Origin of the sequence: Sorangium sp. So ce185 (genome assembly GCF_051526825.1) — a bacterium.
In the GTDB taxonomy this organism is placed as follows: Bacteria; Myxococcota_A; Polyangia; order Polyangiales; family Polyangiaceae; genus Sorangium; species Sorangium cellulosum_D.
Map to the genome: position 1 here is coordinate 6,002,487 of NZ_CP150316.1, position 24,962 is coordinate 6,027,448.

Genomic DNA, 24,962 nt, shown 5'->3' on the forward strand with positions numbered 1-24,962 from the left:
CCGACGGCCGCCTCGACGACAAGGGCGGCGCGCGGCTCCGCCCCCGCGTCCGGGACACAGGATCTTCTCCTTCGCGGCCTTGACACGACTGAATGCACCGCGCGACGATGAGCGGCTATCTGTCTTGAGCCTTTTCATCGATTCACGCCGCGCGCTCGCGTCGTACCAGCGGTCGTGACGGCGAGGCGCCAAGACTCCGGCCTCGCATCCGGCGGGGCTCGGCGGGGCTCACCACGAAGCGTGTCAGGGGGAATCTCTGCCTATGAGAAATAAAAGGAAGGTATTCACGACGTTATGCGCCGGTGTGACGAGCGCCCTCGCGGCCGGCTGCGGCGCCGATCCCGGCGGCGCCGGCGACGAGGGCGTCGGCCGCGCCGCGATCGGTCTGTCGACCGAGGGACAGGTGTGCACCACGATCCAGCGCGGCGCTGGGCCGGCGGGCGTGGCCGACGCCGTGCTCTGGCAAAGCTCGCCCAGCTGGAACGATGGCGCGGGCGTGACGCTCAGCACGGGGACGACCGCGGGCGGCGGGCTCCGGCGCAGCCTGCTCCGGTTCGATCTCTCCGGCCTGCCCCAGGGCGCCGAGGTCGTGTCGGCGAGCCTGTCGCTCTCGCAGACGTTCAAGACGGTGGACAGCACGGTCCGCGTCCACCGCGCCACGAGCGCCTGGGAGGAGGCGGCCGTGACCTGGGCGAGCTTCGGCGAGGCGTTCGATACGGCGATCGCCGCGTCGTTCACCTCCGGCGGCGGCTCCGGCTTCCGCTCGTCCGACGTCACCGAGCTCGCGCGGGCGTGGGCGAGCGGCGAGGCGGCGAATCACGGCGTCCTCCTCGAGGAAGACCCGGTCCAGCGGACCGATTTCCGCAGCAGCGAGAAGTCGGTCGTCGAGGAGCGGCCGAAGCTCGAGCTCTGCTACGTCACGTGCGACGACGGGATCCAGAACGGCAGCGAGAAGGGCGTCGACTGCGGCGGCGCGTGCCCCGCCTGCGGCGGCCAGTCGTTCGAGGGGCCGCCGGGCGGGAGCCCCGTCGAGCTCGAAGGGAGCGGCCCGACGTACGCGTGGTCGGTCGGGGACATCAACGAGCTGCCCGAGTCCGTCGCGCGGCAGGGCACGCACGAGCCGTGCACGACCAGCGAGGATTGCCAGTTCGATCAGTACTGCGAGCACCCCGCGCAGGGCGCGTGCGCCCACGACCCGTGCGAGACCGGCGGCGCGCTCCTGTCGACCTGCAGCGGCTGCGTCGCGAAGGTCTGCGACGCTCGGCCGAGCTGCTGTGCCCAGCCGACGATACCGGCCGACTGTGGACATGACGCCTGCCAGACCGGCACCGCGACCAACATGACCACGACCTGCGGCGACCCGTGCATCGCCAACATCTGCGCGACAAACCCGCTCTGCTGCGAGATCCACCCCACGAGCTCGGCGGAGTGCGCGGCGCTCATCGGACCGGGAAGCACCTTGCTCTCCGGCGGCAGGTGCAGTCGGCCCACCAGCATGGTTTGCCCCCCGACGACCACGTACACCGGCGGCGCGTGCGTGCCGCAATGGGGCCCCTTGTGCAGGAACCTCGTCGCGACCCGGTGCGCCCCCAAGACGTGCACCACGCCGACCAACTCGTGGGACGCGACGTGCGTCGCCCTGGCCGAGCAGGAGTGCAGCGCCGCGTGCGGCACCGAGCCAGGCGTGCAACAGGGCCTCTGCAAGTCCTACCTGCCGAACCAGACGAACCCCGCGTGCAGCGGCGTGGATCTCACGGTCGGCGTGCCCTGCGGCGGGACGATCCCGGTCTGCAACCGCGGCACCATGCCGGCGCCCGCGGGCATCGCGATTCACCGCTATCCCGCGGGCGCGGGCCAGCTCCCCTCCTCGGCCCCGAGCCGCGTCCTGAACTCCTGCAGCCCGACCGGCGGGACCCTCGCCTGCACGACCGCGCAGCCGATCGCCCCGGGCGAGTGCATCAGCGTGGCCGGCTGCACGGGCGTCGCCGACGGCATGGAGCTCATCGTCAACCCGCCGGGCCCGGGGCAGATCGCCGAGTGCCAGTGCGGCAACAACGGGAGCATCTATCAGTCGGCCACGTGCGAGTCGCCGGGCTGCATCGCCACGGCCAGCGTCTCGATGATCAGGCCGGCCACCCTGTTCGTGGCGTTCGACCGGTCGGCTTCCATGATGGTGAACTCGTCAGGAGACAGCGTGAGCGACTCCCGATGGAACCCGGCGCGCAACGCCCTCATGGCGTTCTTCGCGGATCCGGCGTCGGCGGGGCTCGGCGTCGCGCTCCGGTTCTGGCCGCACGACAACCCCGGCCCGTGCAACGACGTCGCCGGCACCTGTCCGGCCTACGCCTTCAGCGGGTGCTCCATGCCGATCGTTCCCTTCGATGGCACGGCGGCCCGGAGGCTGACTGCGGCCCCCGCGCCGCTCGATCAGCAGGAGCTCGCGCTCGTCAACGCGCTCAACCCCGGCCCCAGCGCCAACGGCGATACGCCCATGTACCCGGCGCTGAACGGCGCCACGACCTGGGCGATCAACTACAAGAACGCCCATCCCGAGGAGGAGGTCGCGGTCGTGTTCATGACCGACGGCGTCCCGTCGAACTGCGACACCGTCCCGAGCCACATCGCGGACCTCGCGCGCAATGCCTTCGAGAACCACGGCGTCCGCGTGCACGCGGTCGGCTTCGGCAACTCGAACGCGGAGATCATCAACCTCATCGCGACGCGCGGCGGCGGGCGGGCGTTCAACCTCACCGCCGGCGCGGGGCTGGCGACGACCCTCCAGGACGCGCTCGTCTCGATCCGCGGCGAGGCGCTCCCCTGCGACGTGGCGGTCCCGCTCGCCGGCGTCGCGGATCCCGCCTCGGTGTCGGTCGTCCACGTGAACAGCGCCGGCACCGAGACCGTGCTCACGCCGCGGGCCGACCTCGCCAGCTGCGGCCAGGGCTGGTACTTCGCCGACGCGACGAACACGAGCGTCAAGCTCTGCCCGCAGACGTGCACGGCTCTCCGCGACACCCCGGGGAAGGTCCGCGCCACCGTCCCGTGCGCGGCCGAGGCCCTCACGCCCATCACCACGGGCTGGGAGCGCTACCACGGCGTCTGCCCGCCAGGGACCAAGGCCCGGTGGGAATACCTCACGTACAGGACCGTCACGCCGGAGGACTCGAGCGTCGAGCTCTTCGTGCGCGCGGCCGACGATCCCGCCGGCCTCGACGCCGCGCCCGTGACGCTCGCCGCGACCGCTCACGCGACGCCCGCCGACACCCAAGTGTGCGACGAGACCTCGACGCCGCCGTGCGCGGTCGATCTCGCCGGCGCGCTCGGAGGGCTGCCGGAAGCGCAGGCGGACTACCTGGAGCTGCAGGTAAAGCTCAACCCGACGAGCGACGGCGCGGGCGGCGTTCAAGTCCAGGACTGGGAGATCGGCTATTCGTGTCCCGACGCCGACTAACCCAGGGCAGGACCGCGAGCGCTTCGCGAGACGCCGTCCTCGTCATGCGCTCGCACCGACGCCGCGTCCCGTGACCCTCTCCGCCGGCATCCCGTGAGCTGACGCGTCCTCGCCCCTCGTCCCCTCCCCGCGCGCGAGCCGCCTCCGCGCGCATCTACCTCGCCGCCTTCCTGCCTCCCCGCCTCCGCGGCGGCGCCGCCGCGCCCCCACCCGCGCGCGCCCGCGCCGCCCGGCGCGGCCCGTACACCGCGCGGAGATCCGCCGCGATCGCCTCGATCCGCGCCCGCAGCGCCGCCGGCTCGAGCGCCTCGACGCCCCGGCCCAGCCCCACGATCTGCGAGACCGCGATCGACTCCCGCTCGAAGTCGACCGTCACCGTCGTCGTCCCGTCGCGCCCGCGCTTCCCCTGCCCCCACCGCTCGTGCTCGCCGCTCGGCCGGATCCGCCGGAGCGCCGCCTCCCCCTCCTCGGTCACGCGCAAGGTCGCCACGTAGCTCGCCCGGCGCTCCGCGAACCGCTCGCACCACGCCTTCCAGCACGAAGGCAGGTCGAACCCCTCCGGCCGCGCGAACCCCTCGTCGAGGAGCCGCGCCCCCTCGACCCGCGCCCCCCGGAACACGCTCGGCCCCCGCTCCGTCGTCCCGGCCACGAGGTACCAGCGCTCGGCCTTGATCACGAGCCCGTACGGATCCACCACCCGCTCGCTCGCCGCCCCGTCGAAGTCCCGGTACGCCAGCCACACCTTGCGATCCTGCCAGACCCCCTCCCGCAGGACCTCGAGGTGCGGCACCACCTCCCTCCCCTGGAACCACCCCGACGAGTCGACGTGGAGCCGCTGCCGCGCGTGCTCCGCCATCGACCGCTGCACCACCGGCAGCGCCGCCGACAGCTTGATGAGCCCGCTCTGCAGCGCCGCCGACAGCCCGATGTCCGCGAGGGCGCCCGGCGCCGCGACCGCGGAGAGCGCCTGCACCTCGGCCTGCGTCAGCCCCGTCAGGCTCGTCTGCCACCCCTCCAGCAGCGCGATCCCGCCGTTCGGGCCGCGGTTCGCGTAGACGGGCACGCCCGCGGACGACAGCGCGTCGAGGTCCCGGTAGATCGTCCGCGCCGAGACCTGCAGGCGGCGCGCGAGGTCCTCGGCCGTCAGCTGCCGGCTCTTCGCCTGCTGGAGGAGCAAGAGCAAGCTGAGCAGCCGATCCGCGCGCATGACTGACCCTCCGTGGCTCCCGGGCGGCTCCGCGCCCGTCCGATTGCCGTCCGATTCCCGTCCGACCCGGCGATCAGCCTACGCGCAATTCATGACAGGAGGTGTCAGGAATCGTCCCGTAGCGTCCCCGGATGACCGGAGCCGCGGCGCCGCGCGCACCCACCCAGCGCCGCCGCGAGCTCCGGCGCGCAAGGAGGAGACAGCGTATGAGACCGCTTGAAGGACAGGTCGCCCTCGTCGCCGGCGCCACGCGCGGCGCGGGGCGCGCCATCGCGTGCTCGCTCGGCGAGGCCGGCGCGACGGTCTACTGCACCGGCCGCAGCGTCCGCGGCCGGCCCGCCACGGGGCAGCGCCCCGAGACCATCGAGGAGACCGCCGAGCGCGTGAGCGCGGCCGGGGGGCGCGGCGTCGCCGTGCAGGTCGATCACACCGTCGAGGAGCAGGTCGAGGCGCTCTGCGCCCGGATCCGGCGCGAGCAAGGGCGGCTCGACGTCCTGGTCAACGACGTCTGGGGCGGCGACGAGCTCACCGAGTTCGGCCAGCCGTTCTGGAAGCTCTCCCTGGCCAAGGGGAAGCTCCTGCTCGAGCGGGCCGTCACGTCGCACATCATCACGAGCCGCCACGCGGTGCCGCTCATGCTCGAGCGCGACCGCGGCCTCATCGTCGAGGTCACCGACGGCGACACCTTCGGCTACCGGGGCAACCTCTTCTACGACCTCGCGAAGATGTCGGTCATCCGCCTCGCCTTCGCCATGGCCTGGGAGCTGCGCCGCCACCCCGCCATGACGGCGCTCGCGGTCACCCCCGGCTTCCTGCGCTCGGAGGCGATGCTCGACGGCTTCGGCGTGACCGAGGAGAACTGGCGGGACGCGACCGCCAAGGACCCGCACTTCATCGAGTCTGAGACCCCGTTTTACGTAGGCCGCGCGATCGCGGCGCTCGCCGCCGACCCGAACGTCGCGACGAAGTCCGGCCGCGTCTTCAGCTCGTGGGATCTCGCCAGGGAGTACGGCTTCACCGACGTCGACGGCCGGACGCCGCACTGGGGCGAGTACTTCGCGAAGACGTTCGGCGAGTGCAGGAAGGCCGACGAGGCCGCGTACGCGTGGTGGTTCAACGGCCCGATGGACCTCGCGGCGCCCGACTGGCCCAAGGAGTGACCGGCCCGCGCGGCGCGCCGCGGATCAGGCGCGCGGCTTGGGGTAGCCCACGAGGTAGGTCCCGTGGAGCGGCGCGTCCCCGAGCTTGATCGTGCCGATATCCCAGACCCAGTCGGGCGCGTCGATCTGCGCGACAAGCGCCCGCAGCTCCTCCACGCTGTAGATGCGCAGCCAGGAGACCAGGCCGTCCCAGAGGACGAAGGCCTGCATCGCCGGGACGAGCCACGTCCACAGGAGCCACGCCCAGCGAAACGGTCGCCAGAAGGGCATGGAGACGGTGACCGTGAGCGGCGTGAAGAGGAGCCCGAGGAGCATGGGGAGCTCGCGGCTCACGACCTCGAAGACGCCGATGGGCTGCCGCTGCGCGACCGCATCGGCGAGGATCTGCCGCGCCTGCTCGGGGGGAAAGTGGTGGAACGCGTTGAAGACGGTGCGGAAGCCCGTGAGCTCTGCGGGGACGGCGGTCGCGTCCACCGGCGCGGCGCGGCCCACCACGGCGCCTCCGCTCCCGCGGGCGGCGTGCTCGAACGCAGGGAGGTTGGGGTAGAGATCCGTGAGCGTGACCGTGACCTCGCGACCGCGCTTCGCGAGCTCGTCGGCGATGGCTGCGGCCGGCCCTCCGCCGCCCGAGCACAGGTCGACGAGCCGGGTCTCGCCGGTCGCGTCGAGCACGCGCTCGAGCGGGCCGACGAGCATCCGCACATGGCCCGAGGCGCGCTCGGCGAAATTGAGAAAGGCGGTGCCGCCGTCGCGAAGGACGCTGGGAAACCAGGGGAGGTCTTCGAGCTCAACGAGCTGCATGCGGCTCATAACGGCTCCTTGGCGGGCACACCGCCATGCTGGTGGACAAGGCGCTCGATGACGGCGTCGAGCGGGTAGCTCGCAGGGTCGAGCACGTAGTGCTGGAACACCCCGTCGAGCGCGGCGAAGAGGAGGCGCGCCTCGAGCTCCGGCTCCGGCCATCCGATCTCGGCGAGCAGCGCGGTGAAGAGGCGAAGGTAAAGGGCTGACTGGGCGGCGATGCCCTCGGCCAGGCCGGCGACGACGGCGTGCTGGAAGCGAACCCCGTACGACACCCGCCAGAATTGCTCGTGCTCGCGCACCAGACGCGCGCTCACGCGGACCAGCGCGCCGAGCCGGGCGCGCGGCTCCGGGACAGCCGCGGCGCGGGCGAAGGCCTCCATGACGAGCCCCGCGCTCCGCTCGAACAGGGCCTGAAGCACCGCCTGCTTGGAAGGGAAGTAGTGGTAGAGCAGCCCCGAGGCGACCTGCGCCTCGGTGGCGATGTCGCGCACGCTGGCACCCTCGTAGCCGTGACGGGCGAAGACCCGGAGCGCGGCGTCCATCAGGTGCGTACGGACGTCTTCTGGTCGGGGGTGCCGGCGTCGGGGCGACATTTGATTGAACGTTCAATCAATGACCTGGGCCGAGGAGATCCGCAAGCTCCAGAGCAAGGAAGAGGCGCGAAGACGCGCGCGAGGCGGAACGCGACGAGCCCGAACCGCCGCCCGGAGGGACACCGGCCGGAGGTCGAGCGACCGGCGTGCAGCGCACGCGCAGGCGCTCGCGCGCGGAAGGCGCCCCGCCCGCAGGGGCCGTAACGCGCGCCTCAGCGGGCGTCAGTGGGCGTCAGTGGGCGTATGGTTCGCCGCGCAGCAGCGTCATCGAGCGGTAGAGCTGCTCGATCAGCACGAGCCGCGCGAGGCGGTGCGGGAACGTGAGCGACGACAGGCTCCACCGATCGTCGGCCGCGGCGGACACGTCGGCCGGCAGCCCGTCCGCCCCGCCGATCAGGAACGCGACCACCCCCTTGCCGCGCGAGCCCCACCGCTCCACCCCGGCCGCGAACGCCTCGCTGCCGAGCGGCTTGCCGTTCACCTCCATGGCGATGACGCTGGCCCCCGCCGACGCGCGCGCGAGCAGCGGCCCGACCTTCGCCGGCGGGCCGTCCGGGATCTCGATCTCGTCGCACGCGACGTAGCGGCGGACGCGGCCGAGGTACTCGTCGATCGCCGCGCGCAGCGGCTTGTCCTTCACGCGCCCGACGGCGGCGACGATGAGGCGCACGGGCGCGCTCAGCTCGGGTCGAACCGCGGCGCGGGCTGCGCCCCGGGCGGCGGGGTGTCCGACGGGACCGGGACGCGGCCCGCGTCGATCCAGAGCCCCTCGATGTCGTACAGGCGGCGCGTCTCCTCCTGGAACACGTGCACCACCACGTCGCCGAAATCGATCAGCACCCACGTCGCCGCGGCGAGGCCCTCCATCGAGAGCGGCGCGAGCTTCTGCTTGCGCACCGCCTCCTCCAGGCCCGTCGCGATCGCGTGGACATGACGGTCGGAGCGGCCGGTCATGATCACGAGGTAGTCCGCGTAGTCGACGCGCCCCACGACCTCGAGGATCTCGACGCCGATCGCCTTCTTGTCGAGCCCCGCCGCGGCCAGCGTCAGCGCGAGCTCGCGCGCCGGCGCCGACGGCTCGGGCGCCGGCGGCGGCGCGCTCCGCCGCGCGGCGGCGCGCTTCGGGCCGGCGAGCGGCGCCTTGCTCCGCGCCGGCGACCGCCCCGCGAGCGGCAGCATCGCCTTGGCCGAGCCCTCGCCGCCGCCCCGCGCAGGCCGCGGCGCGTCGCCCTCGTCCCGCGCGGGACGCCGCGCCCGCGTCGCCGGCCGATCCGCCGGGATCGGCCGCTCCGGGCGGTCCAGCTGCTCGACCTCGTCGCCCCCGCCGAGCGCGCGGCGCGCCGTCTTCTTCGCGCCGGCCTCGCCCACGCCCGCGTGCGAGGCGCGGATCCGAGGCGACGCCGGCCGCTTCGTCTTCGCCGCGGACGACGCCCGCCCGGCCGCGCCCGCCTTGGCCGTGCTCGCCTTCTTTCGCGCCGGAATGCGGGGCTCCGCGCTGTCGCTCGCCTTCGATCCCGACTTCGCCCGCGGCTTGCTGCTCCCTTCGCCTGCGTCCTTCTTCGTCGCCAACGTTCTCTCGCTTTCTCTTGCGCCCCAGAGGTCGCCGGGCGCCCCTCGTCTCGCCCGCGTCAGCGGGTCTGGCCCTCGCCGTATGCGATCCACTTGAGCGCCGTCAGGCTCGCGAGCCCCATCGGGCCGTAGGCGTGGAGCTTCGTCGTGGAGATGCCGATCTCGGCGCCCAGGCCGAGCTCGCCGCCGTCGTTGAACCGGGGCGACGCGTTCACGAGCACGCAGCTCGCGTCGACCTCGCGCACGAACCGCTGCGCGTGATCGTAGCGCGGCGTGCAGATGACCTCGGTGTGCAGCGACCCGTAGCGGCCGATGTGCTCGAGCGCCTCGTCGAGCGACCTCACCACCCGCACCGCGAGGATGGGCGCGAGGAACTCCCGCCCGTAGTCGTCCTCCGAGGCCCTGCGCGCCGACGGCACGAGCGCGCAGGTGGCCTCGTCGCCGCGCAGCTCGAGCCCGCGCTCCGCGAGGGCGGCGACGCGCGCGAGCAGCGGGGCGGCGACGCTCTCGTGCACGAGCAGGCACTCGAGCGCGTTGCAGACGCCGGGGCGCTGGAGCTTGCCGTTGTCGACGAGGCGGAGGGCCATGTCGATGTCACAGCCCGCGTCGGCGTAGAGGTGGTTCACGCCCTTGTAGTGCTGGATCACGGGGACGCGCGCGTTCTCGGCCACGAACCGGATGAGCCCCTCGCCGCCGCGCGGGATGGCCAGATCGATGAGGCCGGTCATGCCGAGCAGGAGGCGCGTGGCCTCGCGGTCGAGCGAGGGGACGATCTGCACCGCGTCCGCCGGGAGCCCGACCGAGCGCACCGCGTCCGAGAGCAGCGCGCCGAGCGCCGCGTTCGAGCGCGCCGCCTCCTTGCCGCCGCGGAGGATCGCGGCGTTGCCGCTCTTCAGGCAGAGCACCGCGGCGTCGACCGTCACGTTGGGGCGCGACTCGTAGATCATCGCGATCACGCCGAGCGGGACGCGCACCTGCCCGACGAGGAGCCCGTTCGGCCGCCGCTCCATCCCGATGACCTGCCCGACCGGATCGCCCGCGGCGGCGACCTCGAGCACCGCGCCGGCGATCGACGCGAGCCGCGCCTCGTCGAGCACGAGCCGGTCGACGAGCGCCTCGGAGACGCCGGCGGCGCGCGCCGCGGCCACGTCCTCGGCGTTCGCGGCCAGCACGGCGGAGCGCTTGCCCTCGCCGGCCTCGGCGCGCAGCCGCTCGGCGATCGCGCGCAGCGCGCGGTCCTTCTGGGCCCGGTCCAGGGGGGCGAGGGCCCGGGCAGCCGCCCGGGCGCGCAGGCAGAGGGCGCGCAGCGTGCCCTCGAGATCGACGTTGCTCTGTTCCACAGCGGGAACCTAGCTCGCCTCCCTGCGCGGGCCAACCGTTCTCCTGCGCCTCCGTGCTAGCGTACCGGCCGTGTCCGGCGATCTCCGAAGCTCGAGCCAGGCGTCGTTCGCACCCCGCTCCCGCCCGGCCCGCCCTGCGCGGCGGGCGGCGCTCCTCGCGGGGGCGCTCCTCGCGGCGGTCGCGCCCGCGGCGTGCGGCGGCGCGGACGCCGCCGAGGACGCGCCCGCCCCGCCGAGCACGGGCATCCCGCGCGCGGCGCCGAACGCGCGCGGGGCGCCGCTCGAGGGGCCGCCGGCGCCCTCCGTCCCCTCCTCGCCGTTCGGCGATCCGGAGAAGCTCCAGATACCGCCCGATCCGTTGGGTCCTCCCGAGTTGTCGCCGCATCCCGTTCCTCCCGTGAACGCCGAGGGGAGCGGCAGCGGAGTCGAGCTATGACACGCCCTCACAACGCCTCTCAGGTCGCCGCGGTCGCTGCGGCCCTCGCCGCGCTCCTCGCCGCGGCGTGCTCCTCGTCCTCCCCGAAGCCGCTCCCGGCCGGCCCGCCGCCCGAGTACGAGCGCCCGCGCGCGTACGACGGCGGCGTGGGCGACGCGCCCGCGGCGCCGGCCTCGCCGGACGAGCCGGCGGCGACGCCAGGCGCGCCGCTGCTCGCCCCGTCGCCGGGCGCGCCGCCGACGGGCGCTCCGCCGACGGGCACGCCGCCGCCGCCGCCCACGCAGCCGTGACGCCAGCGCGGCCGTGACGCCTGCGCGGCCATGACGCCAGCGCAGCCATGACGCCTGCGCGGCGAGCGCCTCGCCTGCGCCCCGGCCCGTCCGACGCTGGCGGATCCAGCACCGCCATGCTAGCGGCAGCCATGCTCTCACCCCGTCGGGACTTCGTCGTCATCCTCGATTTCGGCTCTCAGTACACGCAGCTCATCGCCAGGCGCGTGCGCGAGTCGGGCGTCTACTGCGAGATCCACCGCTTCGACGTGCCGATCGCCGAGCTGCGCCGGCTCGCCCCGCGCGCGCTCATCCTCTCCGGCGGCCCCGCCAGCGTGTACGGCGACAACGCGCCGCACTGCTCCCGCGAGGTGCTGGAGCTCGGCGTCCCGACGCTGGGCATCTGCTATGGCCTCCAGCTCATGGCGCACCACCTCGGCGGCAAGGTCGAGCGCGCGCACACGGGGGGCGAGTACGGCCCCGCCACGGTGCGGATCGATCGCCCGACCGGCATCTTCTCCCGCTTCGTCGAGGGCGACTCCATCGACGTCTGGATGAGCCACGGCGATCGCCTCACGGCGATGCCGGAGGGGTTCGTCGCGCTCGGCACCACGCCCGGCAGCCCGCTCTGCGCCGTCGCCCGCGAGCGCGACAAGCTCTACGGCCTCCAGTTCCACCCCGAGGTCGTCCACACCCCGCGCGGCAAGGAGATCCTCCAGGCGTTCCTCTTCGACGTCGCCGGCCTCTCCCCGACGTGGACGCCCGCGTCGTTCGTGGAGGAGGCGATCGCCGCGGTCCGCGAGAAGGCCGGCCCGCACGACCGCGTCATCCTCGGCCTCTCGGGCGGCGTCGACTCCTCGGTCGCCGCGGTCCTCTGCCAGCGCGCCCTCGGCGACCGGCTGACGTGCATCTTCGTCGACAACGGCCTCCTGCGCGAGGGCGAGGCCGAGACCGTCGAGCGGACGTTCCGCGACCACTTCCACATGAACCTCGACGCCGTCGACGCGTCGGCGCGCTTCCTCGAGGGGCTGCGCGGCGTCGTGGATCCCGAGCAGAAGCGCAAGGTGATCGGCCGCCTCTTCATCGAGGTGTTCGAGGAGGAGGCGAAGCGCGTCGAGGGCGCGAAGTGGCTCGTCCAGGGCACGCTCTACCCCGACGTGATCGAGAGCGTCTCGTTCAAGGGGCCGAGCGCCGTCATCAAGAGCCACCACAACGTCGGCGGCCTGCCCGAGCGGATGAACCTCGGCCTCATCGAGCCGCTGCGGGAGCTCTTCAAGGACGAGGTGCGCGCCGCCGGCGAGGCGCTCGGCATGCCGCGGGAGATCCTCTACCGCCAGCCGTTCCCCGGCCCGGGGCTCGCGGTGCGGTGCCTCGGCGAGGTGACGCCGGAGAAGCTCCGCGTGCTCAGGGCGGCCGACACGATCTTCGACCAGGAGATCCGCGCCGCCGGGCTCTACGAGTCGCTCTGGCAGAGCTTCTGCGTGCTCCTCCCGGTCCGCTCGGTGGGCGTGATGGGCGACGAGCGCACCTACGACGAGGCGATCGCGCTCCGCGCGGTGCACTCGACCGACGGCATGACCGCCGACTGGGCGCGGCTGCCCTACGACCTCATCGCGCGGGTGAGCTCGCGCATCATCAACGAGGTGCGCGGCGTGAACCGCGTGGTGCTCGACGTGTCGTCGAAGCCCCCCTCGACCATCGAGTGGGAGTGACGATGGCCGGCGGCAACGCGAGGCGGCCCCGCGCCGCGCTGGCGCTCCTCCTGCTCGGGCTCTCGTCGTGCGTCGCGCGGACCCCGGCCACGGTCTCGCTGCGGATGAAGGGCAACGTGCCCGACGCGTCGGTCACGATCGACGACCAGTACATCGGCGCGCTCGCCTACGTCGCCGCCCGCGGCGTCGCGCTGCCGCCCGGCGCGCACCGCATCACCGTGGAGAAGGCCGGCTACTTCGCCTGGGATCGGCTCGTCGAGGCGAAGAGCGGCGACGCGCCGATCCATCTTCAGGTGCAGCTCACGCCCGTGCCGGACTGACGCCTCGCCGGGCAGACGCCGCTCGCTCCATCGCGCCGCCGTCGCCTCGTCGCCGCCGCGCAGGCGCGCGACGGCGCAGGACGAAATCATCTCCAGGCGCTCTCCGTAATCCAGGGAGATGGATGCGCGCAGCGCGCATTCGCCCTCAACCTCAGGCTTACGGTGGACAGGAACATGCCGAATCGGACCCGTCCGAAGGCGCTGTCGCGCGCGCCTTCCACGCAGAACATGGCCCGGCGCGCCCGCCGGCGCGCCACCCTCGAGGTGTGCGGTCCCGAGAGTCATCGCCCGGGAGGCCGCCTGTTCCACGCCCTGTGCGATCTCGCCGATCGCTTCCTGCAGCGCCGGGGAGATCCGCGGGCGACGCAGCTCGGCACCGTGCTCTTCTATGTCGCCTTCCACGGCGCTCGAGCGGCCGAGGACGAGGACTTCCGCCTCTCGCTGCGGACCTCCCTCGACATGCTCGTCGAGCTCGAGCCGCTCGAGCGCTGGCAGCGCCCGCCCCCGGCGTCCGATCTGCCCGCCGGCCGGCCCGCGCCGCGCCCGTACCCCACCTACGCCGGCGCGGATTTCCCGCAGGTGCGGGGGGCCGGATGACGTCGCCCTCGCCGCCTTCCCCGCCGGCGCGCCCGTCGTTCGAGACGGTCTACGCCGTGGGCCTGCCGTTCCTGCACCGCGCGCTCCGCTGGCTCGGCGTCGAGACGAACGATGTCGACGACATGCTCCAGGAGATCTTCCTCGCGGCCCACCGAGCCCTGCCCGGCTACGAGCCGTGGCGTTACCACGGCGCGCCTCCCCACGGCCTCCCCACGGACGGGCCGCCGCCCCTGCGCATCACGCCCGAGGCGGCGCTGCAGCGGTGGCTGTTCGGCATCGCGTGGCGGAAGATGAGCCACTACCACGCGCGCGCTCACCGGCGCCGCGAGATCCCGTCCGGGGCCGGCGCGTCCTGGCCGTTCGACGGGCGCGATCCGACGCCGACGCCGGAGCAATCGCTCGCGAGCGACGACCGCGCGGAGATCGTGACGGCGCTGCTCCGGAAGGTCGCGCCCGAGCGACGCGTGATCCTCGTGATGTACGAGCTGCTCGGCGTGGCGGTCGCGGACATCGCCCGCGAGCTCGAGCTCAAGGAGAACACGGTCCGCTCCCGCCTGCGCCTCGCCCGCGAGGACTTCCGCGCCGCGGTCGCGCGCCAGTCGTCCGAGCGCCGAAGCGCCCTGCGCGCCCTCACCGCGTCGGAGCGCCCCCTCCACGCCGCGGCCGCGTCCTTGCTCCGCGCCGCGGCCGTGTTCCCGACCGTCCCCGCGGCCGACGCGGGCGCGCTCTGGCTCCGTCTCCAGCACCGGATCGCGATGTGCGAGAGCGCTGCCGACGCGCCCGCCGTCCTCACCTCGCCCGCCGCGCGGCGAGCGCAACAAGCCGAGCACAACAAATGTGAAGCGGGCGACCGCACTGTCAGCTTGACGCTCCCGCACGTTTGTGTAGTCTCCGCCCCCCTCGCAGAGAAAGTCCTAAGATCATGGCCAATACCCCGAAGTGGAATGTCCGTCTGCGTCACGAATGGCTCGCCACCCCGCTCAAGAAGAAGCGCCTGAAGCGCTGCCAGAAGGCGCGGATCGGTCTCCTCGACGCGGAGCAGCGCAAGGCCGCCAAGCAGAAGCCGGCCCCGGTTGAGCAGCCCGCGGGCTGACCATCCGACCACCGTGCGGCGATAACCGGACCGGCCGCGCGAACGCCTCGACATCGCATACCGATCGCGGTTCGGTAGGTCGGCGCCCTCGCGCGGCGTGATCCGTGGTAGCGTCGCCTCGCGGTGTTCGCCCGCGCGTTGGCGACGAATCGTCGGTCCCCGCCTCCGGCGAGGATCGACCCGGATCCATGGGAGCGAGGCCCTGAGCGTGTCGGATTCGAGCTTTTCGCCCGGTCGCTCGGGCAGCCCTGCCGTACCCGCGTCCCGCGCTGCTGGCAGCGCGCCGCCGTCGCCTCCTGAGGAGGGCGAGGGCCCGACCCGCGTCATGAGCGACACGGAGCGGCAGGCCGCCCTGGCCGCCGTCCGCGCCGCGCAGGCCCAGGCCGCCGCAGCCGCGTCCCCATCCACGACCGCGGAGACGGTCCGGCCGCCTCCCCCCCCGGGGGGAAGCGAGGCGGCGCACGACGTCGCCCCGGTGACGGTCCGGCCGCACAACGTCCCCATGGGACCCGCTGCGGCGGCGCACTACGCGACCGCCGATACGGTCCGTCCCCCCGCTCCGCCCGCGTCGGGCGCGCCGGGCGATCCGCCGGTCGAGGCGGATCCGCTGGTCGGCACCACGGTGGCCGGGGCGTACCGCATCGTCCGCCTCCTCGGAGAAGGCGGCATGGGCCGCGTCTACGAGACGCACCACACCCGCATCCCGGGCAAGCGCTTCGCCCTGAAGACGCTCCACCCCGAGCTCTCCCAGCAGCCCACCATCCTCGCGCGGTTCCAGCGCGAGGCGGAGGCGGCGGCGTCGGTCCGGAACCCGCACATCGTCGAGATCTTCGACGTGAACCGGCTGAGCGACGGCCGGCCGTGCATCATCGCCGAGTACCTGGACGGCCAGGGGCTCGGCGAGCTCCTCGCGGCGTCCGGGGGCCGTCTGCCGGTCGGCACCGCGGTGAGGATCGCGCGCGAGGTCTGCGACGGCATCGCGGCCGCGCACGCCGCGGGCGTCGTGCACCGGGACATCAAGCCGGAGAACATCTTCCTCACGGGCGACCCGGCGTGCCCCACCGTCAAGGTCCTCGATTTCGGCATCTCGAAGACCTCCGCCCCGTCCGGGCTCACGCGGACCGGCATGATCCTCGGAACGCCGGCCTACATGGCCCCGGAGCAGGCCAAGGGGGACGAGATCGACGCGCGGGCCGACATCTATGCCATCGGCGCGGTCCTCTACCACGCGCTCACCGGGCAGCGACCCTTCGAGCGCAGCGACCCGACGGCGATGCTGCTCGCCGTCATGACCGAGGAGCCGCCGGCGCCGCGGACGGTGAACCCGGATATCCCGCCGGACCTGGAGCTCATCGTCCAGCGCGCCATGGCGAAGGAAAAGGAGGGCCGCTACGCCTCGATGGGCGAGCTCGCCAGCGCGCTCGCGCCGTTCGAGGAGGCGCCCCTGCCCGCGCAGCCGCCCAGCGCGTCGCTCGGGCGCCCGTCCGTGACGCTCGGCAGGCCCTACGCGCTCTCGCACGCCTTCGGCCTGCCCAGGTCGGCCACGTCCGAGGCGTACCTGACGCGGCAGATGGTCTTCCTCTCGGCGAGCCTCGGCCTCGGGTGGCTCGGCGCGGGGCTCGTCAGCTGCCTCGCCGGCCTCGCGCGCGCGGCGCGGAGCGACAGCGCCGCGCTGTCGGGCCAGGGCGCCACGCTGCTCACGCTCGGGGTCCTGTGCGCCCTGTTCGGCGTGGGGCTGCTCGGCGGCTTCTACGTCTTCCGCCACATCTGGCGGGACGACACGAAGCTGAGCGCGCTCGCGCCGCGGCTCACGACGCCCGTCGTGCTCGCCCTCGTGGCCTACGGGGTGGCGTCGCTGCTCGTCCGGCTGCTGGAGGGCGTGTTCCTGCAGCGCGCCGTCGGCATCGCATGGCCGGTCTGGGACGCGCTGCTCTTCCTGATCAGCGTCGGCGCCGCGCTCGCGGCCGCGCTGTTCCAGTGGCGAGCCGAGCGGCGATGAGCCCGCGGCCCGGCCGCGCGACGCCGCCCATGGGCCTCAGCCAGCGCCTGTGTTAGGGGAGCGGGGCATGCCGCCGCAGGCCTCCGGGACCAGCGCCAGCCAGGGCAGCCCCCCCGATCGACCGGGCTCGCTCCCGGGGACGACCACCGTCCTCACCGCGGGCGGCGGCGCCCCGGCCGGCCGCGCCGCCCTGCTCTCGCGGGCGCCCGCCGCGGCGCGGTGGCTGGTCGCCGGCGCGGCCGCCGTCGTGGCCCTCGTGCTCGGCGCCGCCCTGCTGCGCGACGACGGCTCGCTCGCCCAGCTCGAGGCTGCGGTGAGCGCCGAGCGCGCGGGGCACGCGGGCTCCGCGCCCCGGCGTCCGGTGGCCCCGCGGCCGAGCGACGCGGTCCCCGCCGACGAGCTCGCCGCCGCGACCGCGGGCGGCGTGCTCCAGCTCGAGGCGCTCGCCGCGCGCTACCCCAAGGATCCGTCGATCTTCCGGGCGCTCATGCTGCGCCACGCGCTCCCGCCCCCGTACCACGCCGCCGCGCTCGCGGCGGCGAAGCGGCTCTTGGAGCTCGATCCGGGCGCGGCGGCGGACGACGACGTGAAGCGCGTCGTCTCGAGCGCCGCCGGCGGCCCTCCCGAGGCCGCGTCGGCCGCGCTCGACCTGATGGCGACCGGCATGGGGAGCCACGGGGCCGATCTCCTCTACGAGCTCTCGATCGGCAGCGCTGCCCTGAAGGAGCGCGCCGCGAAGCGGCTCGCCGAGGCCGCGGTCCTCGCGCGGGCGACGCCCGCGCTGCGCGTCGCGCACGAGCTCCGCGCCGCCCCCTCCTGCAAGGCGCGGCAGGCGCTCCTGGGGCGCGCGACGGCCGACGGCGATCGGCGCGCGATCGACGTCCTCACGCCGCTCGTCTCCAGCAAGAGCAAGGGGTGCGGCTTCCTGGGGATGAGCCGCTGCGCGGCGCCGTGCGCCTCGATCGCGAAGGAGATCAAGGCGGCCATCCAGGCGATCGAGGCGCGCGTCGGGCCGTCGCCCGGGGCGGCCGACGCGCCCGAGAGCCGATGATCGCCCGCGCGCGCCGATCGCGTTGACCGAGGGTTGCGCGGGTGGGAGCCTTGCCATATCAGGGCTCAACTCATGTCCGTTCCTGCTCAACCTTGGTCGCCAGATTCATGGCGTGAACGTCCCAACGCGGCGCCCATGCCGTACGACGATGCCGCGGCCGTCGACGCGGCCGTCGACAAGCTCCGTGCGCTGCCGCCGCTCGTGACCTCGTGGGAGGTCGAGCGGCTCAAAGGCCATCTGGCCCAGGCGCAGGTCGGCCGGAGGTTCGTGCTGCAAGGGGGCGACTGCGCCGAGACGCTCGACGACTGCAGCCCGAACATCGTCACGAACAAGCTGAAGATCCTGCTGCAGATGTCGCTCGTGCTGGTGCACGGCGCCCGCCGGCCGGTCGTGCGGCTCGGGCGCTTCGCGGGGCAGTACGCCAAGCCGCGATCCAGCCCGATCGAGACGCGCGACGGCGTGAGCTTGCCGAGCTATTTCGGGGATCTCATCAACCGCGCGCCCTTCGAGGCCGCCGCCCGGCGCCCGGATCCGGGCCTGATGGTGGCGGGATACCAGCACGCGGCGCTCACCCTGAATTTCATCCGGTCCCTGTCGGAGGGCGGCTTCGCCGATCTGCATCACCCGGAGTACTGGGATCTGAGCTTCCTCGAGCGGGCGGATCTGCCCGGCGAGCTGCGCGAGCGTTACCAGCGGATGACCGAGCAGGTCGGGGAGGCCCTCCGGTTCATGGAGGCGCTCGCCGAGGTGCCTGTCGGGGAACTGTCGCGGGTCGAGTTCTTCACGAGCCACGAGGGGCTCAACCTGCATTACGAGTCGGCGCAGACGCGGAAGGTCGCGCGCCGCCCCGGCTACTACGACCTGACGACCCACCTGCCCTGGATCGGCGAGCGCACGCGGCAGCCCGACGGCGCGCACGTCGAGTTCTTCAGCGGGGTGGCGAACCCGGTCGGCATCAAGCTCGGCCCGAAGACGGTCCCCGGCGAGGTGATCCGCCTCCTCGACCGGCTGAACCCCGCGGACGAGCCGGGCAAGATCGTGCTCATCGTGCGCATGGGCGCCGGCCGGGTACGCGAGGGGCTCCCGCCGCTCATCGAGGCGGTGCGCTCGGCGGGGCGCAAGGTCCTCTGGATGTCCGACCCGATGCACGGCAACACGCAGACGACGGCCGGCGGGATCAAGACACGGAACTTCGAGGACATCCTCACCGAGATCGAGGCGAGCTTCGAGGTGCACGAGGCGCTCGGGTCCCACCTCGGCGGCGTCCACTTCGAGCTCACGGGCGACGACGTGACCGAGTGCATCGGGGCGGGTCTCACGGAGTCCGATCTCGACCGGCGGTACGCGAGCCTGTGCGATCCGAGGCTGAACTACCGCCAGTCGCTCGAGATGGCGTTCCGCATCGCCCACCGCATGGCGGAGTCCTCCCGGCGCTCGAAGGGCTGAGCGCCGGCTCCGCCCCGGGCCGGCGCTCGGGCGAGAATCGGGCGATGACAGATGAACCGCCAAGGCGGCCAAGGACGCCAAGAGAGGCAATCTGAGCTCTCTTGGCGCCCTCGGCGTCTTGGCGGTTTTTCTTCCTTTCATCGAGAGCACAGAGCATTTGCCGCGATTCCCGCCGCGGCCTCAACCGCTCTCGCGGTATTTCCGCCGTCTCGCGTGCTCCGAGCGCCCCGCACCAGGAGCAGGAGACGCCTGCTGGCGATCCGTCGCGGCTGCCCCAATGAACTCGCGCAGGGGGTAGCTCGCCATGCAGAACATCTCGACAGAACAGGGTGAGAGCCGACAGGGAGAGGGACAGGCCATGACGGAGAGCTCGTTCGAGGGACAGCAGCGCTCCGCCGCCTGCCCGACGCTCATCGAGTCTTTCCTGCCGGTGGCGGACATCGTCGTGAACGAGCAAATCGTCGTGATGGCGACGCCGGAGGCGACGTACGCGGCGCTGAAGCGGGTGGACTTCGCGAGGAGCCCCTCGCTGCTGGTGCGCGCGTTCCTCGCGCTCCGCGTGGCCGAGGCGCGCCGCGCCCGGCGCAGGCTCCGGCTCGCGCCGCTGCCGGCGCCCGCGCGCGTGTCGCTCCAGAACGTCGAGGACTACGGCCAGATCAGGCTCGCCGAGAAGGAAGGCTCCGAGATCGTCGTCGGCGCGATCGCGCGCCCGATGAACGCGCAGAGCCTGTACGTCAGGCGGTCCGCCGCCGAGTTCAAGGCGTTCGACTGCCCGGGGTACGTCAAGGCGGCGGGCAGCTACGTCGTGACGCCCCACGGCCATCGCCGGACGATGCTCTCGTACGAGGTGCGGATCCGCGCGACCGACACGCGGACGCGGCGGCAGCTGTTCATCTGGGACGCGCTGACCGCGCCGCTCATGATGGCGGTCACGCGCCGGACGCTCCGCTACGCCGCGAAGGTCATCGAGCGCCAGTGCGCCGCGTCGGCGCACCGCCAGGCCCTGTAGCTCCGCCCGCAAGCGGTCCGGCCAGGGATGGCCGGACCGCCGCCCGCCACAGGTCCGGCCAGGGATGGCCGGACCGCCGCCCGCCACAGGTCCGGCCAGGGATGGCCGGACCGCTCCACGCGCGGCGCCGAGCGCCGGAGCGGCAGGCGCGCGGCCCGCGGAAGCGCGGCCGCGCGCGCCTTGCGCGCCTGCCCTCGCTCGTGCACCCTTCGCAGCGAAGGAGGCCCGCCATGCACCCGATTGCATCGACGAGCCTCGGTCTGGCGCGCCGCTGAGCGCGCCGGCGAGGCTCACATCCCCGAGCTCATCTCGCGTGTCGCTGGAAACCGCGCGGCAGACGCGTAGGTGCGTCGCCGCGCCCTCGGGAGCATGGCATGAGCAAGGATCGATCGCGGAGCCGCGAAGACGCGCGCTCCGTCGTGGACGCAGGTTCGTTGTTCGGTGGGACGGCGGCGCGGAAGGCGCAGCGCAAGGAGCGCCAGCTCTGTCGTCAGGTGCAGGAGGCGGTGAGCGACGCGCTCGCCGCGCTCCGCGATGACGTCCTCCAGGACGTCTGGGTGATGCAGGTGGAGCCGGCGCCCGACGCGAGCCGGCTCGCGGTGGTCGTGCAGGTCGGGCCGGGCACGCCGCCGGAAGCGGCGGCGGCGCGGCTCGCGCGGGTGGCGGGCTACGTGCGCGCGGAGGTGGCGGGGGCGATCACGCGCAAGCGCGCGCCGACGCTCGCCTTCCAGGTGCTGCCGCCGGAGGAGGAGCCGTGAGCGCGCGCATCGCCGCGTGGCTCCCGGACGGCGCGGGCGCGGCGCTCGACGCCTCGCTCGCGCGGCTCGCGCGCACCGAGGACGTCGCGCACGTCGCGGTGATGCCCGACGCGCACGTGGCCGACGACGTGTGCGTCGGCACGGTGACCGCCACGACCCGCCGCCTCCTGCCGGCGGCGGTCGGCGGCGACATCGGGTGCGGCATGGTCGCCCTGCGGCTCCGCGCGGGCGCCGATCTGCTCGCGGACCGCGACCGCGCGGCGCGGCTCCTCTCGGGGCTCTGCCGCCGCGTCCCGCACGTCCTGCACCCGGTCGCCGGCGCCCCGCCGCTGCCGAACGACCTCGCCGAGGCGCGGCTCGGCGCGCCGCGGCTCGAGGCGATGAAGCGCCGCGAGGGCCGCATGGAGCTCGGCACGCTCGGCCGGGGAAACCATTTCCTGGAGGTGCAGCGCGACGAGGAGGGCGCGCTGTGGCTGCTCCTGCACAGCGGCTCGCGCGCCATGGGGCCGGCGATCCGGGAGCACCACGAGGCGCTCGCGGCGCGCGATCGCTCGGGGGTCCGCTTCCTCGAGGCCGACAGCGAGGCAGGGCGCGCGTACCTCGCCGACGCGGCGTGGGCCGCGAGCTACGCGCGGGCGAGCCGCGCCCGGATGGCGGCCGAGGCCGCGGGGCTCTTCGCCGAGCTGTTCGGCGTCGAGGTCGACGCGCCGTCGCGCATCGAGGTCGATCACAACCACGTGCGGCTCGAGGAGCACGGCGGGCGCGCGCTCTGGGTGCACCGCAAGGGCGCCATGGGGCTCCGCGAGGGCGAGCTGGGCGTCGTGCCCGGGTCGATGGGGAGCCCGAGCTTCCACGTGGCGGGGCGCGGCCACCCCGACGCGCTCGGGTCGTCGGCGCACGGCGCCGGGCGCGCGCTGCCGCGGGGCGAGGCGCGCCGCCGCATCGGCGCGCGGCAGCTGCTGCGGGAGGCCGAGGGCGTGTGGTTCGATCATCGCCTCGCCGACCGGCTCCGCGAGGAGGCGCCCTCGGCTTACAAGGACATCGGCGCGGTCATGCGGGCGCAGCGCGCGCTCGTGCGCGTCGTCCGCCGGCTCCGGCCGGTGCTCGTCTACAAGGCGCCGTGAGCGCACCGCTCACGGCCGATCGACACAAGGCGCCGTGAGCGCACCGCTCACGGCCGATCGACACAAGGCGCCGTGAGCGCGCCGCTCACGGCCGATCGACACAAGGCGCCGTGAGCGCCCCGCTCACGGCCGATCGATCGTGAAGACGGGCGACGTCCACGTGTCCCAGTGCGCCTCGTTGCCCGGATCGCCGAGCGCCCTGAGCGCGCGGAGCTTGATCCGATAGTCCCCGTCCGGCACGACCGTCGGCCGCCCGTCGAGCTTCGTCGTGCCCTTCCACCCGTACCGCGTGGCCGCCGTCGCCGACGAGCTCTGGCCGACGTGCGAGAGCGAGAGCGCGCTCCCCCACGGCTTCGCGGTCGCGGCCTCGACGACGTCGAGGGTCACGCGCTCCGCGCCGTGGTCGAAGTGGACCATCACGTACGGCACGTCGTCCGACGCCAGGGTGTAGGTCGCGCCGCTCCGCTGGGGGACCATGCGCGTCCCGCTCAGCTTGCCGAGCCACGGCGCCTCGCTGCTGCCCGACGGCTTGAGGACGGGGACGCTCTGGTAGTCGCCCTTAAACCCCGCGTACGGCACCCGCAGCGGGCCGTCGGCCGCGCCGCCCCGCGGGGTGAACACGAGGTAGCCGCCGAACAGGCTCCCGTCCGCGAGCGCGTCGCTCGCCCTGATCGTGACGGTGACGGTCGCGCGCCCGCGGGCGGGCACGGTGACGCTCGGGGCGCCGAAATCGACGGCCGCGGCGCCGGCCGTCGCGCTCGTCGGCCTCCAGTGATCGCCGCCGGTCGCGCACGCGGCGGGCGCGTGCGACAGGTCGTAGGTGACGTCGTGCGCGGCCGCGTTCTCGAGCGTCAGCGTGCGCGCGGCGGGGCCGGCTTCGCTCTCGCCGAGCGCGAGCTTGCCGGGGCTGATCACGGTGGTCGCGCGGATCGCCCGGTCGACGCGGATCACCCCCGCCCCCTGCCGGTGCGCGCCCTCGAGCACCTGCCCGCTCGGATCGCCGCCCCGCGGCGCGGGGACGGCGCTGTTCTGCAGGACGTCGCGCACGCGCGGCGCCGAGAGCTCCGGGCGCGCGTCGAGCAGGAGCGCGACGGCGCCCGCCACGTGCGGCGCCGCCATCGACGTGCCGCTGAGCGTGTCGTACGAGCCCTGCTCGACCGGGACCGTCGAGTAGATCGCGCCGCCGGGCGCGGCGAGGTCGGGCTTGAAGGAGAGCGCCGCGCTCAGGCCGTGCGAGCTGAAGCCGGAGATGAGGCCCGCCGTGCTGCTCTGCGCGGCCACGGCCCGATCGGTCCAGCTGTGGGTCAGCGGCCCCGCGTCGAGGCGCGCGCTCAGCAGCTCGCCGTCGGCCTGCGCGATCCCCACGACCGGGATCGAGATCGGGCCGCCCGACGCGACCGACGGGTTCATCTCCCCGCCCCGGTCGTTGTAGATCACGACGCCAGCCGCGCCCGCGGCCTGCGCGCGCGCGGCCTTCTCGTGGAAGGGGCAGCCGCCGCGCCGGACGAGCGCTATCTTGCCCGCGAGGCTGCCCGCGGGGAGCTCATCGCAGGCGTCGCGCGCGCTCGAGGGCGTCCCGGTGCGCGCGAGCGGCGCGCTCCCCGAGAGCGGCGGGGGCGGGCTCCCCTCCGCGCGCGCGTAGCCGATCGCCGCGTTGCCCGGCGCCACGGTGAACGACAGGCGGGTCACGCGCGTGCCGTCGATCGACGCGGCGCCGATGACCGCCTCGCCCACGCCGGGCGCGCCCGCGGCCCAGAGCCCCTTCTCGCCGCTGTTGCCGATCGACGCGACGACCACGACGCCCCGCGCGACGAGCGCGGTCGCCGCGGCCGCCGTCGGGTAGTCGGGCCACTGGAACGGCGTTCCGATGCTGATGTTGACGACGCGCATGCCGTCCTCGGCGGCCCGCTCCATCGCCTTGAGGATGATGTCGGCGCGCGATCCGCCGCGGCAGCCGAACACGCGGTAGGCGCCGAAGGTCACGTCCGGCGCCACGCCCTGCACGATCCCGTTCGCCCCGATGATGCCGGCGACGTGCGTGCCGTGGCCCAGGCAATCGTCGGGGTCGCCGTCGGGCACCGGCGGCTTGCTCGCGTCGCCGCTGACGAAGTCGTCGCCGACGAAGTCGTGGCCGAACGCCACGCGGCAGCCCTGGCCGAAGCAGCCGCCGAGGTCGGGGTGATGGTAGTCGACGCCGCTGTCGATCACGCCGACGCGGATGCCCTCGCCGGTCACGCCGAGGTCGCGGCGCACGAGGTCCGCGCCGGACATGTCGCTCGCGACGGCGAGGTCCGGATCGACCGCGGTCGCGGCGCGCGCGACGTCGAGCTCCACGGGCACGACGGGGTAGACGGCCTTGACCCCGGGCATCTCGGAGAGCGCGGCGGAGCCCCCGCGCGCGACGCGAACGGAGAGGCCGTTCCAGAGCTCCTCGAACGAGAACCGGAGCGCGTACCGGAGCCCGCGCTCCTCGGCCGCCCGCCGGAAGAGCGCCCGCTCCTCGTCGGCGAGGCCCTTCGCGCGCGCGCGCCCGCCGCTCGTCGCGGCCGGCGCGCGCTCGAGCTCCACGAACCAGAGCTCCGTCGGCTCCTCCGGCGCGAACGCCGCCTCGCCCGCCGCCGCGCCGTCCGGAGGGGCGTTGTTCTGGCCCGCTCCCTCGACTCCAAGCTCTCCGCTGCACCCTGAAAGAGCGATGTGGAGGCAAGCCAGACCGAACCAGCGCACACCGTATTTCATGAGCCCTGTTCCGCGCGTGCCGTTCATTGAATCAGCTATGTTCGATGGCGCGAATCGGTCAAGCGAGAGCGGGGCGAGAACGGCTCTGAGAGCGAGCCTCGCCACGTCATCGTCGTAGACCCTGGAAGAGCGGCTGTTTCAGGTCAGCCCTCCTTTCGCGCCGGGGCGCAAGGGGACAGGGAGATAATCTGTTCCCCGCTTCCCCTTGCGTCCCTTGCGCCCTGGCGGTCCTCTTCCCATCTGCCGATTTTCTCTGGATCTTGACGTGATCGGTGTTCTAGGGTCGCG

Annotated in this window: 21 protein-coding genes; 14 read left to right on the plus strand and 7 right to left on the minus strand. The window is 73.8% G+C overall.

What is annotated here, in order from left to right; translation table 11 throughout:
• The first annotated feature begins 304 nt into the window (after window positions 1-304).
• Window positions 305-3,451, plus strand: a complete 3,147-nt coding sequence (locus WMF26_RS21890) for a DNRLRE domain-containing protein (protein ID WP_438001921.1) — start codon at window positions 305-307, stop codon at window positions 3,449-3,451.
• A 154-nt stretch (window positions 3,452-3,605) separates the two neighbouring features.
• Here the strand turns inward: WMF26_RS21890 and WMF26_RS21895 are convergent, their stop codons facing one another.
• On the minus strand, window positions 3,606-4,658 hold the full coding sequence (locus WMF26_RS21895) for a helix-turn-helix transcriptional regulator (protein ID WP_438001922.1): 1,053 nt from the start codon (window positions 4,656-4,658) through the stop codon (window positions 3,606-3,608).
• Window positions 4,659-4,864: 206 nt separating this feature from the next.
• On the opposite strand from WMF26_RS21895, the gene WMF26_RS21900 reads away from it, so the two are divergent.
• Window positions 4,865-5,818, plus strand: coding sequence for an SDR family oxidoreductase (locus WMF26_RS21900; RefSeq protein ID WP_438001923.1), 954 nt, complete (start codon window positions 4,865-4,867; stop codon window positions 5,816-5,818).
• A gap of 24 nt (window positions 5,819-5,842) precedes the next feature.
• Here WMF26_RS21900 and WMF26_RS21905 read toward each other — a convergent pair whose 3' ends face one another.
• From WMF26_RS21905 to WMF26_RS21925, 5 genes are all read right to left on the minus strand, one after another.
• Window positions 5,843-6,619: a class I SAM-dependent methyltransferase gene (locus WMF26_RS21905; RefSeq protein WP_437338982.1), complete on the minus strand. Its 777-nt coding sequence runs from the start codon at window positions 6,617-6,619 to the stop codon at window positions 5,843-5,845.
• A gap of 5 nt (window positions 6,620-6,624) precedes the next feature.
• Window positions 6,625-7,215, minus strand: a complete 591-nt coding sequence (locus WMF26_RS21910) for a TetR/AcrR family transcriptional regulator (RefSeq protein ID WP_438001924.1) — start codon at window positions 7,213-7,215, stop codon at window positions 6,625-6,627.
• A 232-nt stretch (window positions 7,216-7,447) separates the two neighbouring features.
• Complete coding sequence (locus WMF26_RS21915; protein ID WP_020736363.1) at window positions 7,448-7,885, minus strand: 23S rRNA (pseudouridine(1915)-N(3))-methyltransferase RlmH; 438 nt, start codon at window positions 7,883-7,885, stop codon at window positions 7,448-7,450.
• 8 nt (window positions 7,886-7,893) lie between these two features.
• Window positions 7,894-8,784: a ribosome silencing factor gene (gene rsfS / locus WMF26_RS21920; RefSeq protein WP_438001925.1), complete on the minus strand. Its 891-nt coding sequence runs from the start codon at window positions 8,782-8,784 to the stop codon at window positions 7,894-7,896.
• A gap of 59 nt (window positions 8,785-8,843) precedes the next feature.
• Entirely contained in the window at window positions 8,844-10,124 is a 1,281-nt protein-coding gene (locus tag WMF26_RS21925; protein WP_437338985.1) for a glutamate-5-semialdehyde dehydrogenase, read from the minus strand.
• A 70-nt stretch (window positions 10,125-10,194) separates the two neighbouring features.
• Here WMF26_RS21925 and WMF26_RS21930 point away from each other — a divergent pair, with 70 nt between their 5' ends.
• From WMF26_RS21930 to WMF26_RS21985, 12 genes are all read left to right on the plus strand, one after another.
• Window positions 10,195-10,560 carry a hypothetical protein gene (locus WMF26_RS21930; RefSeq protein ID WP_438001926.1) on the plus strand — a complete coding sequence of 122 codons (366 nt, stop codon included), beginning with the start codon at window positions 10,195-10,197 and terminating at the stop codon, window positions 10,558-10,560.
• Window positions 10,557-10,850, plus strand: coding sequence for a hypothetical protein (locus tag WMF26_RS21935; protein WP_437948114.1), 294 nt, complete (start codon window positions 10,557-10,559; stop codon window positions 10,848-10,850). Before WMF26_RS21930 ends, WMF26_RS21935 begins: the two co-directional genes overlap by 4 nt.
• A 116-nt stretch (window positions 10,851-10,966) precedes the next feature.
• On the plus strand, window positions 10,967-12,541 hold the full coding sequence (gene guaA / locus WMF26_RS21940; RefSeq protein WP_437338988.1) for a glutamine-hydrolyzing GMP synthase: 1,575 nt from the start codon (window positions 10,967-10,969) through the stop codon (window positions 12,539-12,541).
• Between the two features lie 2 nt (window positions 12,542-12,543).
• Window positions 12,544-12,861, plus strand: coding sequence for a PEGA domain-containing protein (locus tag WMF26_RS21945; RefSeq protein ID WP_437338989.1), 318 nt, complete (start codon window positions 12,544-12,546; stop codon window positions 12,859-12,861).
• 174 nt (window positions 12,862-13,035) lie between these two features.
• Window positions 13,036-13,458: a hypothetical protein gene (locus WMF26_RS21950; RefSeq protein ID WP_437948115.1), complete on the plus strand. Its 423-nt coding sequence runs from the start codon at window positions 13,036-13,038 to the stop codon at window positions 13,456-13,458.
• Window positions 13,455-14,456: an RNA polymerase sigma factor gene (locus tag WMF26_RS21955; protein WP_438001927.1), complete on the plus strand. Its 1,002-nt coding sequence runs from the start codon at window positions 13,455-13,457 to the stop codon at window positions 14,454-14,456. The genes WMF26_RS21950 and WMF26_RS21955 overlap by 4 nt, the downstream gene beginning before the upstream one ends.
• A 420-nt stretch (window positions 14,457-14,876) precedes the next feature.
• A complete protein-coding gene (locus WMF26_RS21960; RefSeq protein WP_438001928.1) occupies window positions 14,877-16,550 on the plus strand; it encodes a serine/threonine-protein kinase in 1,674 nt (557 codons plus the stop codon).
• 67 nt (window positions 16,551-16,617) lie between these two features.
• Window positions 16,618-17,601: a hypothetical protein gene (locus WMF26_RS21965; protein ID WP_438001929.1), complete on the plus strand. Its 984-nt coding sequence runs from the start codon at window positions 16,618-16,620 to the stop codon at window positions 17,599-17,601.
• 72 nt (window positions 17,602-17,673) lie between these two features.
• The gene (locus tag WMF26_RS21970) at window positions 17,674-19,047 is read left to right on the plus strand and encodes a 3-deoxy-7-phosphoheptulonate synthase class II (protein WP_061629334.1); all 1,374 of its coding nucleotides are present in this window, start codon (window positions 17,674-17,676) and stop codon (window positions 19,045-19,047) included.
• Window positions 19,048-19,405: 358 nt separating this feature from the next.
• Window positions 19,406-20,056 carry a hypothetical protein gene (locus tag WMF26_RS21975; protein WP_438001930.1) on the plus strand — a complete coding sequence of 217 codons (651 nt, stop codon included), beginning with the start codon at window positions 19,406-19,408 and terminating at the stop codon, window positions 20,054-20,056.
• A gap of 374 nt (window positions 20,057-20,430) precedes the next feature.
• Window positions 20,431-20,814: a ribosome-binding factor A gene (locus tag WMF26_RS21980; protein WP_437948121.1), complete on the plus strand. Its 384-nt coding sequence runs from the start codon at window positions 20,431-20,433 to the stop codon at window positions 20,812-20,814.
• Window positions 20,811-21,938, plus strand: a complete 1,128-nt coding sequence (locus WMF26_RS21985; protein ID WP_438001931.1) for an RtcB family protein — start codon at window positions 20,811-20,813, stop codon at window positions 21,936-21,938. Before WMF26_RS21980 ends, WMF26_RS21985 begins: the two co-directional genes overlap by 4 nt.
• 123 nt (window positions 21,939-22,061) lie before the next feature.
• Here the strand turns inward: WMF26_RS21985 and WMF26_RS21990 are convergent, their stop codons facing one another.
• Complete coding sequence (locus WMF26_RS21990) at window positions 22,062-24,674, minus strand: S8 family serine peptidase (protein ID WP_438001932.1); 2,613 nt, start codon at window positions 24,672-24,674, stop codon at window positions 22,062-22,064.
• Between the last annotated feature and the right edge of the window lie 288 nt (window positions 24,675-24,962).

Bases quoted from the DNA above. Each gene is read 5' to 3' on its own strand.
- WMF26_RS21950 (WP_437948115.1), top strand. From the start codon at position 13,036: ATGCCGAATCGGACCCGTCCGAAGGCGCTGTCGCGCGCGCCTTCCACG.
- WMF26_RS21910 (WP_438001924.1), bottom strand. From the start codon at position 7,215: ATGTCGCCCCGACGCCGGCACCCCCGACCAGAAGACGTCCGTACGCAC.
- WMF26_RS21905 (WP_437338982.1), bottom strand. From the start codon at position 6,619: ATGCAGCTCGTTGAGCTCGAAGACCTCCCCTGGTTTCCCAGCGTCCTT.
- guaA (WP_437338988.1), top strand. From the start codon at position 10,967: ATGCTAGCGGCAGCCATGCTCTCACCCCGTCGGGACTTCGTCGTCATC.
- WMF26_RS21960 (WP_438001928.1), top strand. From the start codon at position 14,877: ATGAGCGACACGGAGCGGCAGGCCGCCCTGGCCGCCGTCCGCGCCGCG.
- WMF26_RS21955 (WP_438001927.1), top strand. From the start codon at position 13,455: ATGACGTCGCCCTCGCCGCCTTCCCCGCCGGCGCGCCCGTCGTTCGAG.
- WMF26_RS21970 (WP_061629334.1), top strand. From the start codon at position 17,674: ATGTCCGTTCCTGCTCAACCTTGGTCGCCAGATTCATGGCGTGAACGT.
- WMF26_RS21935 (WP_437948114.1), top strand. From the start codon at position 10,557: ATGACACGCCCTCACAACGCCTCTCAGGTCGCCGCGGTCGCTGCGGCC.
- WMF26_RS21945 (WP_437338989.1), top strand. From the start codon at position 12,544: ATGGCCGGCGGCAACGCGAGGCGGCCCCGCGCCGCGCTGGCGCTCCTC.
- WMF26_RS21965 (WP_438001929.1), top strand. From the start codon at position 16,618: ATGCCGCCGCAGGCCTCCGGGACCAGCGCCAGCCAGGGCAGCCCCCCC.
- WMF26_RS21975 (WP_438001930.1), top strand. From the start codon at position 19,406: ATGACGGAGAGCTCGTTCGAGGGACAGCAGCGCTCCGCCGCCTGCCCG.
- WMF26_RS21990 (WP_438001932.1), bottom strand. From the start codon at position 24,674: ATGAAATACGGTGTGCGCTGGTTCGGTCTGGCTTGCCTCCACATCGCT.
- WMF26_RS21900 (WP_438001923.1), top strand. From the start codon at position 4,865: ATGAGACCGCTTGAAGGACAGGTCGCCCTCGTCGCCGGCGCCACGCGC.
- WMF26_RS21980 (WP_437948121.1), top strand. From the start codon at position 20,431: ATGAGCAAGGATCGATCGCGGAGCCGCGAAGACGCGCGCTCCGTCGTG.
- WMF26_RS21895 (WP_438001922.1), bottom strand. From the start codon at position 4,658: ATGCGCGCGGATCGGCTGCTCAGCTTGCTCTTGCTCCTCCAGCAGGCG.